Origin of the sequence: Demequina sp. NBRC 110056 (assembly GCF_002090155.1) — a bacterium.
In the GTDB taxonomy this organism is placed as follows: domain Bacteria; phylum Actinomycetota; class Actinomycetes; order Actinomycetales; family Demequinaceae; genus Demequina.
The window spans coordinates 128,197-142,776 of record NZ_BBRM01000003.1 but is presented as its reverse complement, the minus strand read 5'-3'; the positions used below and the strand labels follow the sequence as shown (position 1 = coordinate 142,776).

At 69.3% G+C, this 14,580-nt stretch carries 19 protein-coding genes and 3 tRNA genes; 8 read left to right on the top strand and 14 right to left on the bottom strand.

What is annotated here, in order from left to right; all coding sequences use genetic code 11:
- Position 1: 1 nt before the first annotated feature.
- The 3 genes from B7K25_RS05110 to kduI form a co-directional block, all read right to left on the bottom strand.
- Positions 2-1,126 carry a sugar ABC transporter substrate-binding protein gene (locus B7K25_RS05110; protein ID WP_234988084.1) on the bottom strand — a complete coding sequence of 375 codons (1,125 nt, stop codon included), beginning with the start codon at positions 1,124-1,126 and terminating at the stop codon, positions 2-4.
- A gap of 68 nt (positions 1,127-1,194) precedes the next feature.
- The gene (locus B7K25_RS05105) at positions 1,195-1,965 is read right to left on the bottom strand and encodes an SDR family oxidoreductase (protein WP_304441521.1); all 771 of its coding nucleotides are present in this window, start codon (positions 1,963-1,965) and stop codon (positions 1,195-1,197) included.
- The gene (gene kduI, locus B7K25_RS05100) at positions 1,962-2,780 is read right to left on the bottom strand and encodes a 5-dehydro-4-deoxy-D-glucuronate isomerase (protein ID WP_084104888.1); all 819 of its coding nucleotides are present in this window, start codon (positions 2,778-2,780) and stop codon (positions 1,962-1,964) included. Before kduI ends, B7K25_RS05105 begins: the two co-directional genes overlap by 4 nt.
- Before the next feature lie 103 nt (positions 2,781-2,883).
- Between kduI and B7K25_RS05095 the strand changes: the two genes are divergently transcribed.
- Both B7K25_RS05095 and B7K25_RS05090 read left to right on the top strand, forming a co-directional pair.
- Positions 2,884-3,684 carry an IclR family transcriptional regulator gene (locus B7K25_RS05095; RefSeq protein WP_084104887.1) on the top strand — a complete coding sequence of 267 codons (801 nt, stop codon included), beginning with the start codon at positions 2,884-2,886 and terminating at the stop codon, positions 3,682-3,684.
- An 18-nt stretch (positions 3,685-3,702) separates the two neighbouring features.
- Positions 3,703-3,924, top strand: a complete 222-nt coding sequence (locus tag B7K25_RS05090; RefSeq protein WP_084104641.1) for a tautomerase family protein — start codon at positions 3,703-3,705, stop codon at positions 3,922-3,924.
- A gap of 23 nt (positions 3,925-3,947) precedes the next feature.
- On the opposite strand, the gene B7K25_RS05085 is transcribed toward B7K25_RS05090, so the two are convergent.
- Positions 3,948-4,322: a RidA family protein gene (locus B7K25_RS05085; RefSeq protein ID WP_084104640.1), complete on the bottom strand. Its 375-nt coding sequence runs from the start codon at positions 4,320-4,322 to the stop codon at positions 3,948-3,950.
- Between the two features lie 51 nt (positions 4,323-4,373).
- Here B7K25_RS05085 and B7K25_RS05080 point away from each other — a divergent pair, with 51 nt between their 5' ends.
- Complete coding sequence (locus B7K25_RS05080) at positions 4,374-4,574, top strand: hypothetical protein (protein ID WP_144018855.1); 201 nt, start codon at positions 4,374-4,376, stop codon at positions 4,572-4,574.
- A gap of 3 nt (positions 4,575-4,577) precedes the next feature.
- Here the strand turns inward: B7K25_RS05080 and B7K25_RS05075 are convergent, their stop codons facing one another.
- Complete coding sequence (locus tag B7K25_RS05075; RefSeq protein WP_084104638.1) at positions 4,578-4,931, bottom strand: metallopeptidase family protein; 354 nt, start codon at positions 4,929-4,931, stop codon at positions 4,578-4,580.
- Between the two features lie 126 nt (positions 4,932-5,057).
- Here B7K25_RS05075 and B7K25_RS05070 point away from each other — a divergent pair.
- The 4 genes from B7K25_RS05070 to B7K25_RS05055 all read left to right on the top strand — a co-directional run bounded on the left by B7K25_RS05070 (position 5,058) and on the right by B7K25_RS05055 (position 5,989).
- Positions 5,058-5,133, top strand: a tRNA-Glu gene (locus tag B7K25_RS05070).
- Between the two features lie 117 nt (positions 5,134-5,250).
- Positions 5,251-5,324: transfer RNA gene (locus B7K25_RS05065), tRNA-Asp, on the top strand.
- Positions 5,325-5,389: 65 nt separating this feature from the next.
- A tRNA-Phe gene (locus B7K25_RS05060) sits at positions 5,390-5,462 on the top strand.
- Positions 5,463-5,617: 155 nt separating this feature from the next.
- A complete protein-coding gene (locus tag B7K25_RS05055; RefSeq protein ID WP_084104637.1) occupies positions 5,618-5,989 on the top strand; it encodes a phage holin family protein in 372 nt (123 codons plus the stop codon).
- A 12-nt stretch (positions 5,990-6,001) separates the two neighbouring features.
- On the opposite strand, the gene B7K25_RS05050 is transcribed toward B7K25_RS05055, so the two are convergent.
- From B7K25_RS05050 to B7K25_RS05040, 3 genes are all read right to left on the bottom strand, one after another.
- Positions 6,002-6,943, bottom strand: a complete 942-nt coding sequence (locus B7K25_RS05050) for a DMT family transporter (protein ID WP_159450118.1) — start codon at positions 6,941-6,943, stop codon at positions 6,002-6,004.
- Complete coding sequence (locus B7K25_RS05045) at positions 6,940-7,548, bottom strand: methylated-DNA--[protein]-cysteine S-methyltransferase (RefSeq protein ID WP_084104635.1); 609 nt, start codon at positions 7,546-7,548, stop codon at positions 6,940-6,942. The genes B7K25_RS05050 and B7K25_RS05045 overlap by 4 nt, the downstream gene beginning before the upstream one ends.
- Positions 7,549-7,691: 143 nt before the next feature.
- Complete coding sequence (locus B7K25_RS05040; protein WP_084104886.1) at positions 7,692-7,895, bottom strand: BldC family transcriptional regulator; 204 nt, start codon at positions 7,893-7,895, stop codon at positions 7,692-7,694.
- A gap of 228 nt (positions 7,896-8,123) precedes the next feature.
- Here B7K25_RS05040 and B7K25_RS05035 point away from each other — a divergent pair, with 228 nt between their 5' ends.
- A complete protein-coding gene (locus tag B7K25_RS05035) occupies positions 8,124-8,315 on the top strand; it encodes a DUF3073 family protein (RefSeq protein WP_084104634.1) in 192 nt (63 codons plus the stop codon).
- A 142-nt stretch (positions 8,316-8,457) separates the two neighbouring features.
- Here B7K25_RS05035 and purM read toward each other — a convergent pair whose 3' ends face one another.
- The 6 genes from purM to B7K25_RS05005 all read right to left on the bottom strand — a co-directional run bounded on the left by purM (position 8,458) and on the right by B7K25_RS05005 (position 14,558).
- Entirely contained in the window at positions 8,458-9,561 is a 1,104-nt protein-coding gene (purM, locus tag B7K25_RS05030) for a phosphoribosylformylglycinamidine cyclo-ligase (protein ID WP_084104633.1), read from the bottom strand.
- Positions 9,558-11,036 carry an amidophosphoribosyltransferase gene (purF, locus tag B7K25_RS05025; protein WP_084104632.1) on the bottom strand — a complete coding sequence of 493 codons (1,479 nt, stop codon included), beginning with the start codon at positions 11,034-11,036 and terminating at the stop codon, positions 9,558-9,560. Before purF ends, purM begins: the two co-directional genes overlap by 4 nt.
- Complete coding sequence (locus tag B7K25_RS05020; RefSeq protein ID WP_084104631.1) at positions 11,036-11,422, bottom strand: hypothetical protein; 387 nt, start codon at positions 11,420-11,422, stop codon at positions 11,036-11,038. The genes purF and B7K25_RS05020 overlap by 1 nt, the downstream gene beginning before the upstream one ends.
- Positions 11,423-11,432: 10 nt before the next feature.
- Positions 11,433-12,497, bottom strand: a complete 1,065-nt coding sequence (locus B7K25_RS05015) for a glycoside hydrolase family 6 protein (RefSeq protein WP_084104630.1) — start codon at positions 12,495-12,497, stop codon at positions 11,433-11,435.
- 67 nt (positions 12,498-12,564) lie between these two features.
- Positions 12,565-13,494, bottom strand: coding sequence for a carbohydrate ABC transporter permease (locus B7K25_RS05010; protein ID WP_084104629.1), 930 nt, complete (start codon positions 13,492-13,494; stop codon positions 12,565-12,567).
- Positions 13,494-14,558, bottom strand: coding sequence for a carbohydrate ABC transporter permease (locus B7K25_RS05005; RefSeq protein ID WP_144018854.1), 1,065 nt, complete (start codon positions 14,556-14,558; stop codon positions 13,494-13,496). Before B7K25_RS05005 ends, B7K25_RS05010 begins: the two co-directional genes overlap by 1 nt.
- Between the last annotated feature and the right edge of the window lie 22 nt (positions 14,559-14,580).

Here is a 14,580-nt window from a genome sequence, read left to right as displayed (position 1 = left end):
CTTAGCTCACCGGTCCGGTGACGCGGTCGAAGAGGTTGCCACACTCGAAGTCGGCGAGGTTCGCCGTCGGGGTGAGGTTCTCCTCGGCGTTCTCGGCCGAGATCAAGGTCTGGCGTGCGAAGAACGCGCGCTGCTCCTGCGTGACGTCCGCCATGTCGAGGCCGCCCGTCAGCACGCAGTAGCCCATCGCCAGGCCGATGCCGCCCTGCCAGGGACCGTCGACCGACACGGTCGCGGTCATGGTGCCGTCTGCGACCGCCTGCACGGCCTCGGGGACGGCATCGATGCCGGCCACGGCCACGTCGGACATGCCTGCCGCCTCGAGGGCCTGCAGGGCGCCGAGCGCCATGTCGTCGTTCGCCGCCCACACGCCCTTGATCTCGTCACCGTGCTTGGTGATGAGGGTCTTGGTGATGTTGAACGCCGACGTGCGGTCGAAGTCGGCCGCCTGCTGGTCCAGCAGCGTGATCCCGGGATTCGCCTCGAGCGAGTTCTCGAGACCGATGAAGCGGTCCTTGGCTGCGCTCGTGTCGAGGATGCCCTGGAGAGCGATGATGCCGCCCTCGCCGCCCATCTCCTCGAAGATCGCGTCGGCGATCTGAGCGCCGGCGTCCACGCCGTCGAAGGTGATGTGCGAGATCCAGGTGTCGTGCCCGTCCCACGGGTTCAGGTCAGCGGGCTTGTTCCAGTGGGTGACGAGGTAGGCGCCGGCGGCGTCGACCTCGGCCACGATCGGAGCGGTGTCGGAGTCGCCGTTCGGCAGCACGTTGAGGACCATGCACTCCGGGTTGCCGGTGCTCAGGGTCTGACGCAGCTGCTCCTGCTGCTTGGGGGACTCGCCGTCGTAGGTGAGGCGGGTCTGGGTGAGACCGACCGACTCGGCGAAGGCGTCGCCGCCGTCGAGCCATGCCTTCTCGTACGGGTTGGTCTCGTTGCGGACCTGACCGATGAGCTGGATCTCCTCAGGCGCGCAGGTGCCGCCTGCGGACGAGTCGGGCGTCTCCGTCGAGCCGGCGTCGCTCGTGACGTCGGTCTCGGTCCCCTCCGTGCCGGCGCTGCAACCGCTCAGGATGAGCAGCGATCCAGCCGCCGTCGCCAAGGCCATCCCTCGGCGCGAACGCATCATTGAGTTCACTGTGATTCTCCATTCTATGGACATGAGTGTCTGTGGTGGTTCCTGCTCGATCTGCACCGTCATCGCGCCATCCAGCCCCCATCCACCACCAACGTGTGGCCCGTGACGTAGTCGGACGCCCGCGATGCGAGGAACACCGCCGCGCCGCTGATGTCCGTGGGCTCACCCCAGCGCGCGCTCGGGATGCGCGCGAGGATCTCGGCGGAGCGCGCGGAGTCCTCGCGCAGCTCCTCGGTGTTCGCCGTCGCGATGTAGCCAGGAGCGATCGCGTTCACCTGCACGCCGTGCTGAGCCCACTCGTTCGACAGCGCCTGGGTGACGGCCATGATCCCGTGCTTGCTCGCGGAATAGCTCGCCACCCGCAGCCCGCCTTGGAAGGCGAGCAGGCTTGCGACGTTGATGACCTTGCCGTGGCCGCGCTCGATCATCGCCGCGCCGAACGCCTGGCTCAGCACGAACGCCGCGTCGAGATTCACGGACAGCACGCGCCGCCACTGGGCCTGGCTCACCTCCACGCTCGGGGTGCGTTCGATGATCCCGGCGTTGTTGACGAGGATGTCGATCGATCGCTCCTGAGCGAGCTCGCGGGCCTCCTGTTGGAGGGTGTCCGTGTGCTCGAGGTCCCAGGCGACGGTCGAGGCCGCGTAGCCCTGCTCGGTCAGCAGCTCGGCGGTGCGCTCGACGGAGCCGTTGCGGCCCGCGAGCACGACGTCTGCTCCAGCGCCTGCGAGGCCGCAGGCGATCGCCTTGCCGATGCCGCGACCGGCGCCGGTGATCAGCGCGGTGCGCCCCTCGAGCGAGAAGAGCTCACGCACCTCCGCCGTGATCACCGGAGGTCTCGCAGGGCCACCGGCTGGAGGTCGCCGTAGTCCGTGTTCTCGCCCGCCATGGCCCAGACGAACGCGTAGGGAGTCGAGCCGGCACCGAAGTGAACCGACCACGGCGGTGCGATGACCGCCTCGTGGTTGCCGACCACGAGGTGCCGCGTCTGATCCGGCTCGCCCATGAAGTGCATCACGCGGTCGTCCTCGCCGAGCTCGGTGTAGAGGTAGATCTCCGTGCGCCGGGTGTGGAGGTGCGGCGGGATGGTGTTCCAGGCTGCGCGGGGCTCGAGGATCGTGATGCCGAACTGCAGCTGGCACGAGGCGTGGCCTCCTCCCCAGACGTAGCGGTACAGGCGACGGCTGCCGGCACCGCGCGGGTCCTCGATCTCCACGGGCTCGACGGAGGCGTGGGGGATCACCGCGGTCGGATGGTCGGCGTGCGCCGTCGCGGAGATCAGATAGAAGATCGCGCCGGCTCCACCGAAGGCGACATCGTGTCCACGCCCGACGTAGAGGCCGTCGTGGTGGCCGAGCTCGTGACGCTCACCATCGACGAGCACGTATCCCGGCTGGCCGAGGTTGATGACGCCAAGCTCGCGGCGCTCGAGCAGCGTGTCCGCCCCGATGAGGTCGAGCCCGCTCGGCACCACCTCGCTCTCGCCGGGCACGACGCCCGCGATCAGCATGCGGTCAAGACCGGCAAGGACTGCGCGGAACTCCCCAGTGGAGAACAGGGTGTCGACCAGGAACCGCTCGCGCAGCTCCTGAGTGGTCGCGCGGCTCATCGACTCTGGTCCTGCCGCGTGGCGAAGCTCGATCATCATTGATCCTCTTGTTCGGCTATTTGAACGTCGTTCCGGATTCCGTACACTCGAACAGTAGCGACCCTAGCCGCATGGGTCAAGTACGTGTATGGTGTTCAGCATGTTGAACGCAGAGACGCCTCAGGAAGGCGCTGGCGCCGTCCAGGACTTCACGCCCGTGAAGTCCGCAGACCGTGCGCTCGACGTGTTGGAGTACCTCTCCGCCCACAGCTCGGCGGGGCTCGTCGAGCTGACGCGAAGCCTCGGCATCCCCAAGAGCAGCCTCCACAGCATCCTCCGCACGCTCGAGCACCGCGGCTGGATCGAGGCCGACGCGTCGCGCTCGGAGTTCCATCTGGGGATGAACGCGCTGCTGACGGGCGCGTCCTACGTCGACCAGGACTTCATCGTCACGCGCACGGCGGAGGCTCTCGACTCCCTGGCCGCCAAGACCGGCGAGACCGTCCACCTCGGCCGCCTCGAGGGTGATGACGTGGTCTATCTCGCGAAGCGAGAGTCGCGCCACCCGCTTCGCATGTTCTCCGCGATCGGGCGTCGGCTTCCTGCGCACGCCACCGCTCTCGGCAAGGCGATGCTGGCGGAGATGGACGACGATCGCGTGCTCGAGACCCTTCGCGCGCCGCTCGACGAGCTCACGGAGCACACCATCACGTCGCCGGCAGCGGTGGTCGCCAGCCTCGCCGAGGTGCGCGCCCGCGGATACGCCGTGGACGACCAGGAGGCTGCACTGGGCCTGCGCTGCTTCGCGGTGACCCTTCCGTTCAGCTCTCCGTCGCGAGACGCGATCAGCTTCTCCGTCCCCTACGCACGGCTCGACGCCGCGCGCGAGGAGGAGATGATCGCTCTCCTGCTCGCCACCCGAGACGAGCTCGCCCAGCGCGGGCCATCACGCACATCCTGAGAAGAAAGAGAGACACCGATGCCCAACATCACCGTTCAGCTGCTCAAGGGTCGCGACATCGACCAGCGCCGCGCCTTCGTCCAGGAGGTGACGGAGAGCGCGGTGACCACGCTCGGCGCCCGCGCACAGGACGTGCGGATCGTGTTCGAGGAGATCACGCCGGACATCGTCGCGAACGGCGGCGTCCTCGCCAGCGAGGACGAGTCGCGTGCGGGAGTCATCAGCAACCTCGCGCCGTAGGGGAGCGAACGCAGACCGGAGGCCTACTCCTCGACGTAGGCGTCCGCCTGGATCTCCACCAGGTAGTGCGGGTCCGCGAGCGCAGACACCTCGACCAGCGTCGCCGCGGGCAGCACGTCGCCGAAGGAGCGCCGATGCGCGGCCGCCACCTTCTCGGTGTCGCGGATGTCGGTGACGTAGGTGGTGGTGCGGACGACGTCGGCGAGCGACGCTCCTGCCTCTGCGAGCACGCGCTCGATGACGCGCAGCGCGTCCACCGCCTGGGCGTACGCGTCGGGCACGATCGCCTCGTCGCGAGCGCACGAGCCGGAGACCCACACGTGCGCCCCGACGCGCACCGCGCGGGAGTACCCGTACATGTCCTCGAACGGCCCGCCGGAGCCGAAGTTCTGCCTCATGGACTCACGCTACGCCCGCCCGCGTACGCTGGCCCGATGGAGCCGTTCAGCATGAGCCAGGGAACCCAGGTCAAGGTGTTCCACACGGAGGACGAGGGCGCCACCCTCGTCACGACGACCACCGACACCGCGCACCCCGAGCGTCCCCCGCACGTGGGCTACGAGCAGTGCGAGAACGACGCTGAGGCCCAGGCCGTCCTCCAGAAGTGGGTGTTCGACCTGCAGCGTCAGGGCTGGCAGATCACGGACTAGGGGTCAGCCCCAGCCGAGCTCGTGCAGGCGCTCGTCGTCGATGCCGAAGTGGTGGGCGATCTCGTGCACGACGGTCACCGCGACCTCCTCGCGCACGTGATCCGTGTCCTCGCAGAAGCGCAGCGTCGGGTTGCGGTAGATGAAGATGCGGTCGGGCAGGTCGCCCAGGCCCCACTCGGAGCCGCGGTCGGTCAGCGCGACGCCGTCGTAGAGGCCCAGCAGGTCGGGCTCGTTCTCCGGCGCCTCCTCCTCGATGAGGATCACCACGTTGTCGACCAAGGCGAGCAGCTCCTCCGGGATCGAGTCGATCGCGTCGTCGACGGCCTCCTCGAAGGCCTCGCTCGTCATCTCCACCATGGCGACATTCTCGCAAAGCCCAGCGAGCGCATCGGCCCTCCGCGGGCGGCGCGGTTTGTGGGCACGTGCGCGCGCCCCGTACGATAGGCGGGTCCACGGCGCTCGGGAGACCGAGAGTCGGACGGCGCCCTCATCGTCTAGCGGCCTAGGACGCCGCCCTTTCACGGCGGTAGCACGGGTTCGAATCCCGTTGGGGGTACCACCGAAGAAGGTGCTCGAGTGTGAGCCAGATCACCGGTTCGCGCTCGGGGTACGACACAGCCTCCGGGATGGTCTACAATCTTCTTCGGCCCACTTCTCGCGAGGTGGGACACAGCAAGGCCCTGTGGCGCAGTTGGTTAGCGCGCCGCCCTGTCACGGCGGAGGTCGCGGGTTCAAGTCCCGTCAGGGTCGCGAGTGGCGATGCCCCTTGTTCGCAAGGGGCATTCTGCTCAGTGGGGGTCACTCCCCTGCGACCAGGCTCTGTAGCTCAGTTGGTAGAGCGTTCGACTGAAAATCGAAAGGTCACCGGATCGACGCCGGTCGGAGCCACATCGGGAAGGCCCCGCTCCTCAAGGAGCGGGGCCTTCTGCTTTTCCCGGTGAGAGCCGATGCGCGGGCACGGTCCCACCGTGCGCTCGCCTCACGCGTTTGCGCTGGTGTGCCGATAGACGGTGTACTAGGAGCACGCCAACCTGGGAGGAACCATGGCCTCGAGCTACGGGAAGATGTTCGTCAACGCCATCCTCGGCGCGATCGCCGGGCAGTGGGTCGCGACCATCAAGACCGAGGTCGAGATCGTCAAGGTCGAGCTCAAGTACAAGAGCCGGCAGCTGGGCGCCGGAGTCGGGCTCGTCGCCGCTGCGGCCATCCTCGCCTTCTGGATGCTCGCGGTCCTCATCGCGGCCGCAGTGCTCGGACTGTCGAACGTCGTGTCGCCGTGGCTCGCCGCCCTCATCGTTGCCGGTGGACTGCTGTTCTGGATCCTCGTGTTCGGCCTGTGGGGCGCGGCGAAGATCAAGAAGAACAAGGACATCTTCCCCGCCGCCTCGATCGAGCGGATCAAGGACTCGTTCTGACCTCGCGCCCACTCAGGCGGGCGAACCCTTGAGCTCCTGCATGACCTCGGGCCGCGGCTTGGGCTTGCGCTGCGCAAGCCACACGCCCGTGAGCACGATCGCGGCGCCCACCGGCTCGTACCAGTGCAGCCGCTCCCCCAGCACCACCACGCCCAACACGGTGGCGACGACGGGCACCACGTAGGTCACCGAGGTGGCGGTCGTGGCTCCGGCGGCCTTCACGATCTTCCAGAACCACACGTAGGCGAAGCTCGTGCCCGTGACGCCCAGCGCGATGATCGCCCACAGAGACACCGAGTCCAGCGCGATCGCGCCCGCCTCGGGCGCGGGCGCCGCGAGCGCGAACGGCGCCACGATGAGCACCGACAGCGAGATCTGCGTCGCGGACAGCACCACGGGCGACTCGTGCACGCGGTTCAGGAGCACCCGCGACAGCGTGGAGCCGATGCCGTAGCAGGCGGTCGCGGCGAGCATGAGCCCGGCGCCCACCGCGGGGAAGTCGGCGACGTTCCACGCCCCCAGCAGCACCGCGATGCCCGCCGCGCCGAGCACGAGGCCCACCAGCTGCAGCCGGCTCACGCGCTCGCTCGGGATCAGCAGGGCCACGAACAGCGCGGTCCACAGCGGCGTGGTCGCGTTGAGCAGACTCGCGAGGATGCTCGTCAGGTGCTGCTGCGCGAGCGGGATGAGGATCAGCGGGATGCCCGACATGAAGGCGCCCACGACTCCCAGCGACACCACCGCGCGCCAGGTGAGGCGCGGCAGGCGTCGGAGCGCTGCCACCATCGCGATCAGCACCACGGCGCCGAACAGCAGGCGGCCCAGGCCCACCTGCGCCGGCGCGAACTCGCGCAGAGCCACCGCGATGAACAAGAAGCTCGAGCCCCACGCGAGCGAGACGCCCAGGAAGTACGGCAGCCACGCGCGCAGGGGCACGTCGGACAGGGGGCTCACCACTCACCGTCCGGACGCTCGACTCGTACGCGAGGGGCGGTGCGTGCGGCGGCCGCGCGCGCATCGGCGCCCACCAAGGTCTCCTCGGTGACCGGCCCGCGCGCGATGGCGACGCCCTCGTGGGCGAGCATCGCGGCCTTGATGCCCGAGCCGCCGAAGCCGTAGCTGCCCAGGCGGCCGCGCGCGGCGATGACGCGGTGGCACGGCACGAACAGGCCCACCGCGTTGCGCGCGCACGCGGTGCCGGCGGCACGCATCGCGCGAGGACGGCCCGCCATGCCCGCGAGCTCCGCGTAGCTGACGACCTCGCCGCCGGGCACCGTGCGCAGCGTCTCCCACACCTCGGTGAAGAACGGGCTGCCCGCGAGGCGGACCGGAACCCTCGTGATCGCGTCGGCGTCGCCGTCCTCCCAGGCCGCGACCGCATCGGCGATCCCGGGCAGCTCTCCGGCCTCGATGCCGGCCCGCGCCTCGGCGCTCGGCAGGTGCGTGATCACCTCGGCCAGCGGCAGGAACCCGGCGGCGACCACGACGCCGTCGTCCGCGATGACGTTCAGCTCACCGAAGTCGGTCGCGAAGCGCGCCGAGGTGAGGGTCGAGGACATGCGACAAGGCTACGGCCGCGCCCGGTGGCCGCTGGGACCCCAACTGGCACCTGCCGTGCCGGTCCACGTGACGAAGAACGGCCCTGCATGACGAAGAACGGCCCCCGCCCCTTGCGGGACGAGGGCCGAATCCAGTGGCGGTGCTACGGGCGACGCTGTTCCTGTGCCTCGGCGAGGAGGGCCTGAACCTCGGCCTCGCGGAAACGACGGTGGCCGCCCAGGGTGCGGATGGAGGACAGCTTGCCGACCTTGGCCCACCGCGTGACGGTCTTCGGGTCGACCCTGAAGATCGCAGCAACTTCGCTGGGCGTCAGCAGCTTGTCCGGCTCCTGGACTGTGTCAGCCATCATCCTTGATTTCCCCTCGGTTATCGTGTCAGACCCGTGCGGGTCATCGAATGATGAGAGGTCCGACGTTCTCGATTATGACGACGTTTGTCGAGGATTTCTCAAAACGGACGCATCGGAGGGACTCGCAAGCATCGTCGCGTGCGTTGTAAAGTACGTGTCAGGACTCAAACCGCAGGGCCCGCAGTACGTGCGCGCCCGCGAAGCAACCCGGGAAGGGACGGCGACATGGGGCGCGGCCGTCAGAAGGCAAAGGACGCGAAGATCGCGCGTCAGCTCAAGTACTCGAACCATGGCGCGGACCTTCGCGACCTGGAGCGAGAGCTGATCTCCGGTTCCGCGGAGTCCACGCCGTCCGCCACCTCGGCCACCGACACCGACGACGAGTTCTACGACCGCTGGGCGGACGACGAGCGCTGAGCCTCGGCTGTCCCCGCGGTTGATTCTGACGGCTCTACGCCCTTAGACCAGCCATTTGGATCCATTTGGCTGGGTTAGCGGGGGTTGAGCGACCAGAATCAACCGCACTGATCGGCGCCGATGCGCTCGCTGGTTCGCTTTCCTACCGGCGGTAGTCGCCGGTGAGGTGCACCGCGCCACCGACCACGCCCTTCGCACCGCGTACGGTGTCGGGGCTCGCAGGTCGGCCGTCGTCGGCGCTCACGTCGCCGAGGACCCACGCGTCCACACCCGCGGCCTTCGACGCCGCGATGAGGCCGTCCGCGTCCTCCGGGGCGACGATCGCGACCATGCCCACGCCCATGTTGAGCGTCGACTCGAGGTCGGACGTCGGCACAGCGCCAGCGTCCTGCACCGTCGAGAACACAGCCGGCAGCTGCCAGGCGTCGCGGGCGATGGTCGCGGCCAGCCCGGTGGGCATGACGCGCGCCACGTTCGCGGCGAGCCCGCCGCCAGTGACGTGCGAGAAGGCCCGGAGCCCAGGAGTGTCCTCGGCGAGGGCGACGCACAGCTTCGCGTAGATGCGGGTGGGCTCGAGGAGCTCCTCGCCGATGGTGCGGCCCAGGTCGCTGACGTGCTGATCCAGGCCCCAACCCGCGTGCTCGATCACGCGGCGCACGAGCGAGTACCCGTTGGAGTGCAGGCCCGAGGACGCCATCGCGACCACCACGTCGCCCTCGGCGACGCGGTCGGGGCCGAGCAGCGCGGACGCCTCGACCACGCCGATCGCCGCGCCGGCGACGTCGTAGTCGTCGGCGTCCATGACGCCGGGGTGCTCGGCGGTCTCGCCGCCCACGAGCGCCACGCCGGCCATCTCGCAGCCCTCGGCGATGCCGCGGACGATGTCCGCGATGCGCTCCGGCACGACCTTGCCGCACGCGATGTAGTCCGTCATGACGAGGGGCTTCGCGCCGCACACGACGATGTCGTCGACGACCATCGCGACCAGGTCCTGGCCGATGGTGTCGTGCACGTCGAGCGAGCGGGCGATGACGATCTTGGTGCCCACGCCGTCGGTGGACGAGGCCAGCAGCGGCCGCTCGTAGTCCTTGAGGGCCGAGGCGTCGAACATGCCCGCGAACGCGCCGATGCCGCCGAGCACCTCCGGTCCGTGGGTGCGGGCGACGGCCGACTTCATCAGCTCGACGGCCTTGTCGCCGGCCTCGGTGTCGACGCCGGCGCCGGCGTACGTGATCGGTTCGGTCACAGGGGAGCCACCTCCACGGGCTGGATCGCGAGCAGGTGCCTCGCGTCGACGGGCGGCGCGATCGGATACTCGCCCGTGAAGCACGCCGTGCACAGCCGCTCCTGCGCCTGCTCGGTCGCGGCAATCATGCCCTCGGCAGAGATGTAGCCGAGCGAGTCGGCCCCGAGCTGGTCGCGGATCTCGTCGACGGTGTGACCGACGGCCGCGAGCTCCTCGCGAGTCGCGAAGTCGATGCCGTAGAAGCACGGCCACTGGACCGGAGGCGAGGAGATGCGCACGTGCACCTCGGCGGCGCCGGCCTCGCGCAGCATCGACACGATGGCGCGCTGGGTGTTGCCGCGCACGATCGAGTCGTCGACGACGACGAGCCGCTTGCCCTCGATCTGCTCGCGCAGCGGGTTGAGCTTGAGGCGGATGCCCAGCTGGCGCAGGGTCTGCGACGGCTGGATGAAGGTGCGACCCACGTACGCGTTCTTGGTGAGGCCCTGGCCGAACGGGATGCCCGACTGCTGCGCGTAGCCCACGGCCGCGGGGGTGCCGGACTCGGGCGTCGGCATGACCATGTCCGCCTCGACGGGGTGCTCGCGCGCGAGGGCGCGGCCCATCTCGACGCGCGCGGCGTGGATCGAGCGCCCGCCGATGCTGGTGTCGGGACGCGCCAGGTAGACGTACTCGAAGACGCAACCCTTGGGGTCCGCCTGCGCGAAGCGCTGGGAGTGGACGCCGTCGGCATCGATGGTGAGGAACTCGCCGGGCTCGACCTCGCGCACCAACCGCGCGCCGACGATGTCGAGAGCGGGGGTCTCGGAGGCGACGACGAAGCCGCCCGACGGCATCTCGCCGAGCACGAGCGGACGCACGCCCTGCGGGTCGCGCGCCGCATACAGCGTGGTCTCGTCCATGAAGACCAGCGAGAACGCTCCGGCGATGTGCGGCAGCAGCTCGAGCGCGGTCTCGGTGAGGGTGTCGTAGCGGTCCCAGCCCAGCAGGGCCGTGACGATCATCGTGTCGGAGGCGCCGCGCGCCTCCATGTCCGCGCGCCGCTCGGCGCCGAGCCGCTCGCCCACGAGATCGAGCAGCTCGCGGGTGTTGGTGAGGTTGCCGTTGTGGCCCAGCGCCACGGTCCCGTGCTTGGTGGGCCCAAGAGTCGGCTGGGCGTTCGCCCACGTCGACGCGCCCGTCGTCGAGTAGCGCGCGTGGCCCACGGCGATGTGGCCCTGGAGCGCCTCGAGCGCCCCCTCGTCGAACACCTGCGACACGAGCCCCATGTCCTTGAACACGAGGATCTTGTCGCCCATAGACGTCGCGATGCCGGCGGACTCCTGTCCGCGGTGCTGGAGCGCGTAGAGGCCGAAGTAGGTGAGCTTCGCGACCTCCTCGTCGGGGGCCCAGATGCCGAAGACCCCGCACGCGTCCTGCGGTCCCTTCTCGCCGGGAAGCAGGTCGTGGTTGAGACGTCCGTCACCTCGGCCCATCAGCGTCCCTCCTCGTCCATGGTGGGCGCCGATGCGCTCGTAGGCTCCTCGTCCTGACTCGCCCACGCGGTCGCGGCCGCCTCGCGCTCCTTGACCTCCTTGAGGTGGGCGGGGCTGCCGCGGTCCAGCCACACGGCGACCAGGGCCGCGATGAGGCCCGCGAAGCAGGCGAAGCCGAACCCGACGACGAGGCCGACGGTGCCGCGGCCCACGCCCGTCGAGTTGGGCAGGAGCAGGCCGCACAGGAAGCCGACCACGAATCCGGCCACGGCGCCCGTGCCGATGACGCGGGCGAAGCGTGGCGCGCGACGTAGCGTCGCCGGGAGGGCGGTGCGCTCGAGCTCCTCGGCCGAAGGCGCGGAGGTGCTGTCGGGGACGTCGCTCACGGGCCCAAGTCTAGGCGTTGCCCGCGAGCTCGAGGGCAACCTCGAGCCACCACTGGCCCGCGGCGGGGCCGCCGTTGCACGCGCCGTCCGACTCGCCCGGCGGCTTGACCCACGCGGTCGCCTCGAGCGGCCACTCGCGCAGGACCGCGGGCGGCTCGCCGAGCGCTCGCCCACGGGCGTTGCACCACTCGCCGTTGGAGCCGTTGCCGTTGCGGGAGGTGTCGACCAGATACCCAAGCCCCGTCGCGCCGGCGATCTGATCCGCCCACGCCCGCTCGTCCGCGAGCGCCTGGTAGTTGGAGGTGTTGGTCGCGAAGCCGGCGATGCTCTCGAGGCCCACGCGGTCGATGCGCTCGAGGGCCTCGTCGACGCTCAGCCACCCCGAGTGGCCGATGTCCAGGTAGACCCGGGCACCGCCCGACGCCAACGCCTGCGCTCCCGCGGCGAGCAGCGCCGCCCGGTCGCCCTGGCCGTCGCAGTCGCCCATCTGGGCGAGCGCATCGGGCTCGAGCACCACCCACGCCTCCGCGGCGGGATCCATCGCGCCGGCGAGCGACTGCACGAAGTCCACGTAGCGGTCCTGCGCGACGCCGCCTGCCGAGTGCAGGCCGCAGTCGCGCCCCGGGATCGCGTAGACCACCAGCAGCGCGACCTCGTCGGCCGCGGCGGCGGCAGAGGTCACCGACGCGACCGTCGCGGCAGGGTCCGCGATCCACTCTCCCACCCACACCGCCTGCGGCTCGCGGGCGATGCGTTCGACGAGCGCGGCGTCGTCAGCCCGGCCCTCGGCGACGAGCTGCGCGTAGGCGCCGTCCGCCTGGGTGCCGGCGTCGTAGAAGGCCGCGCGCCCCGCCGTGGACCACGCCAGCGTCTCCGATGGATCGGGGACGGCCGCGGACTCGGTGCCGGCCACCGGCGAGGGCTCGGCGTCGGGCTGGAGCGTCCCGGACAGCAACGGCGCCGGGGTCGACGCTTCCGCATCGGGCGCGTCCGCCGAGCACCCGACCAGAGCGAGACCCACGGCGGCGGCGAGAGCCAGCCCGCGCATCGGCGCTGCGGACGTCCGTGACGGCATGACCACATGCAAGCGGCCCGTGTCGCACCCGTCAAGGTGCGACACGGGCCGCCCGTCCCCCAGCCCGTCAGCCCTTGGTCGAGCCAGCCAGCAGACCTCGCACGAAGTACCGCTGCAGCGAGAAGAACACGATCAGCGGGATGATCATCGAGATGAACGCCGCGGGCGGCACCAGGTAGGCCGTGGCGCCATAGCTGCCCGCGAGGTTCGAGATCGGGTAGGTGAGCGGATAGGTGTCGATGGAGCCGAACACCGCGGAGACCAGCAGGTCGTTCCACACCCACAGGAACTGGAAGATCGCAAGCGAGGCGATCGCCGGCAGCGACAGCGGGATAATGATGCGGAAGAACACCTGCGTGTGGCTCGCGCCGTCCACCCGGGCCGCCTCGATGACGTCGCTCGGGATCTGCGCGATGAAGTTGTGCAACAGGAACACCGCGAGTGGCAGCGCGAAGATCGTATGCGCGAGCCAGACGCCGGGGAACTCGCCGGCGATGCCGAGGTTCTCTGGGCCGAGCAGGCGCAGCAGCGGGATCAGCGCGAGCTGGATCGGCACCACCTGGAGCGCGAAGATCAGCACGAACAGGAAGCCCGAGCCCTTGAAGGGGATCCACGCGAACGCGTAGGCGGCCATGAGCGCCAGCACGAGCGGGAAGACCACCGTCGGCACCGTCACCACGATCGAGTTGATGAGGTTGCCCAGCAGCGGGTCGGAGCTCGAGCTGTCGCCGAACGAGTCGAACAGGACGATGCCGAAGTTCTCGAACGTGAGGTTGCCCTCGAGCATCACCGTCCACCAGGCGTCGGTGCGGTAGTACTGGCCGGGAACCAGGGACGTCATCAGCAGACCGACCGTGGGGATGGTCCACAGCACGGCGATGATGATCGCCGCCGCGGTGGCCCAGGGCGAGGTGAGCCTCTCCTTGGCCTTCTGCGAGCGGGTCTTCTCGGGGGCGGTCGCGGTCTTGTCGGGGATCGCGGGTGCGGGAGTGGTCATCAGCGGGTCTCCTTCACCTTCTGGAGCGATCGCACGTTGTAGATGACGACCGGGATGACGAATATGAAGAGGATCACCGCGAGTGCAGCACCCAGCGGTTGTCGTTGCTCGACGAAGGACAGGACGTACATCTTGTTCGCGACCACGTCCGTGTTGTTGCGACCCTGCGTCAGGGTGCGGACGATGTCGTAGACCTTCAGCGTGGCGATCGTGATGGTCGTCAGCACCACCACGAGGGTGCCGCGGATCGACGGGATCGTGACCGACCAGAACCGCTGCCAGGCGTTGGCCCCGTCGAGCGAGGCCGCCTCGATGATCTCGACCGGGACGCCCTTGATGGCCGCCGAGATGATGACCATCGCGAATCCGGTCTGGATCCACGCGAGGATGACGATGAGGAAGAACGTGTTCCACGGCTCGGTGGCGAGGAAGTTGATCGGGTCGATGCCGAACACCCCGAGCACCGCGTTGATCATGCCGGTCTGGGAGCCCGTCTGGTTGTAGTCGTACATGATCGAGCCCCAGATGACCGAGGCGCCGACGAACGAGATCGCCATGGGCATGAACACGAGCGACTTAAGCTGCTTCTCGCCTCGGGCGCGGTCGATGAAGACGGCGTAGGCGAGACCGACGATGGTCGACATCAGCGGCACCAGGATGATCCACGCGATGGTGTTGAGGATCGTGCGCAGCATCGTCGGGTCGGTGAACGCGAAGATGTAGTTGTCGAGCCCCACGAAGTTCATGGACTCCGTGTTGATGCCCGTGACCGGGTCAGGCTCCTTGACGATCTCGGTGAACGACAGCCACACCGTGTCGATCGCCGGGTAGATCAGTCCGATCGCGAGCAGCAGCAGCACCGGGGTGATGAGCACCACCAGCTGCACCTTGTCGCGCTTGCGCCCCTTGACCAGGTCGGCGCCGAACATGATGAGAGCGACCACCGCGATGAACACGATGATCGCCAGGGCCGCGAGGATGAGCTTGCTGCCCTGCTCCGACCAGAAGTTGGCGTCCAGCCCTGCCATCGGCAGCGGCCGCGACGCGGCGGCAAGAACCGTCATCAGTGCCTCTTCTCCTTTGAAT

Coding starts and splice junctions, on each gene's coding strand:
- kduI (WP_084104888.1), bottom strand. CDS start 2,780: ATGATCGAGCTTCGCCACGCGGCAGGACCAGAGTCGATGAGCCGCGCG.
- B7K25_RS05040 (WP_084104886.1), bottom strand. CDS start 7,895: ATGGCTGACACAGTCCAGGAGCCGGACAAGCTGCTGACGCCCAGCGAA.
- B7K25_RS05055 (WP_084104637.1), top strand. CDS start 5,618: ATGGCCTCGAGCTACGGGAAGATGTTCGTCAACGCCATCCTCGGCGCG.
- B7K25_RS05090 (WP_084104641.1), top strand. CDS start 3,703: ATGCCCAACATCACCGTTCAGCTGCTCAAGGGTCGCGACATCGACCAG.
- B7K25_RS05015 (WP_084104630.1), bottom strand. CDS start 12,497: ATGCCGTCACGGACGTCCGCAGCGCCGATGCGCGGGCTGGCTCTCGCC.
- B7K25_RS05035 (WP_084104634.1), top strand. CDS start 8,124: ATGGGGCGCGGCCGTCAGAAGGCAAAGGACGCGAAGATCGCGCGTCAG.
- B7K25_RS05095 (WP_084104887.1), top strand. CDS start 2,884: ATGTTGAACGCAGAGACGCCTCAGGAAGGCGCTGGCGCCGTCCAGGAC.
- B7K25_RS05085 (WP_084104640.1), bottom strand. CDS start 4,322: ATGAGGCAGAACTTCGGCTCCGGCGGGCCGTTCGAGGACATGTACGGG.
- B7K25_RS05110 (WP_234988084.1), bottom strand. CDS start 1,126: ATGATGCGTTCGCGCCGAGGGATGGCCTTGGCGACGGCGGCTGGATCG.
- B7K25_RS05075 (WP_084104638.1), bottom strand. CDS start 4,931: ATGGTGGAGATGACGAGCGAGGCCTTCGAGGAGGCCGTCGACGACGCG.
- B7K25_RS05010 (WP_084104629.1), bottom strand. CDS start 13,494: ATGACCACTCCCGCACCCGCGATCCCCGACAAGACCGCGACCGCCCCC.
- purF (WP_084104632.1), bottom strand. CDS start 11,036: ATGGGCCGAGGTGACGGACGTCTCAACCACGACCTGCTTCCCGGCGAG.
- B7K25_RS05080 (WP_144018855.1), top strand. CDS start 4,374: ATGAGCCAGGGAACCCAGGTCAAGGTGTTCCACACGGAGGACGAGGGC.
- B7K25_RS05005 (WP_144018854.1), bottom strand. CDS start 14,558: ATGACGGTTCTTGCCGCCGCGTCGCGGCCGCTGCCGATGGCAGGGCTG.
- B7K25_RS05045 (WP_084104635.1), bottom strand. CDS start 7,548: ATGTCCTCGACCCTCACCTCGGCGCGCTTCGCGACCGACTTCGGTGAG.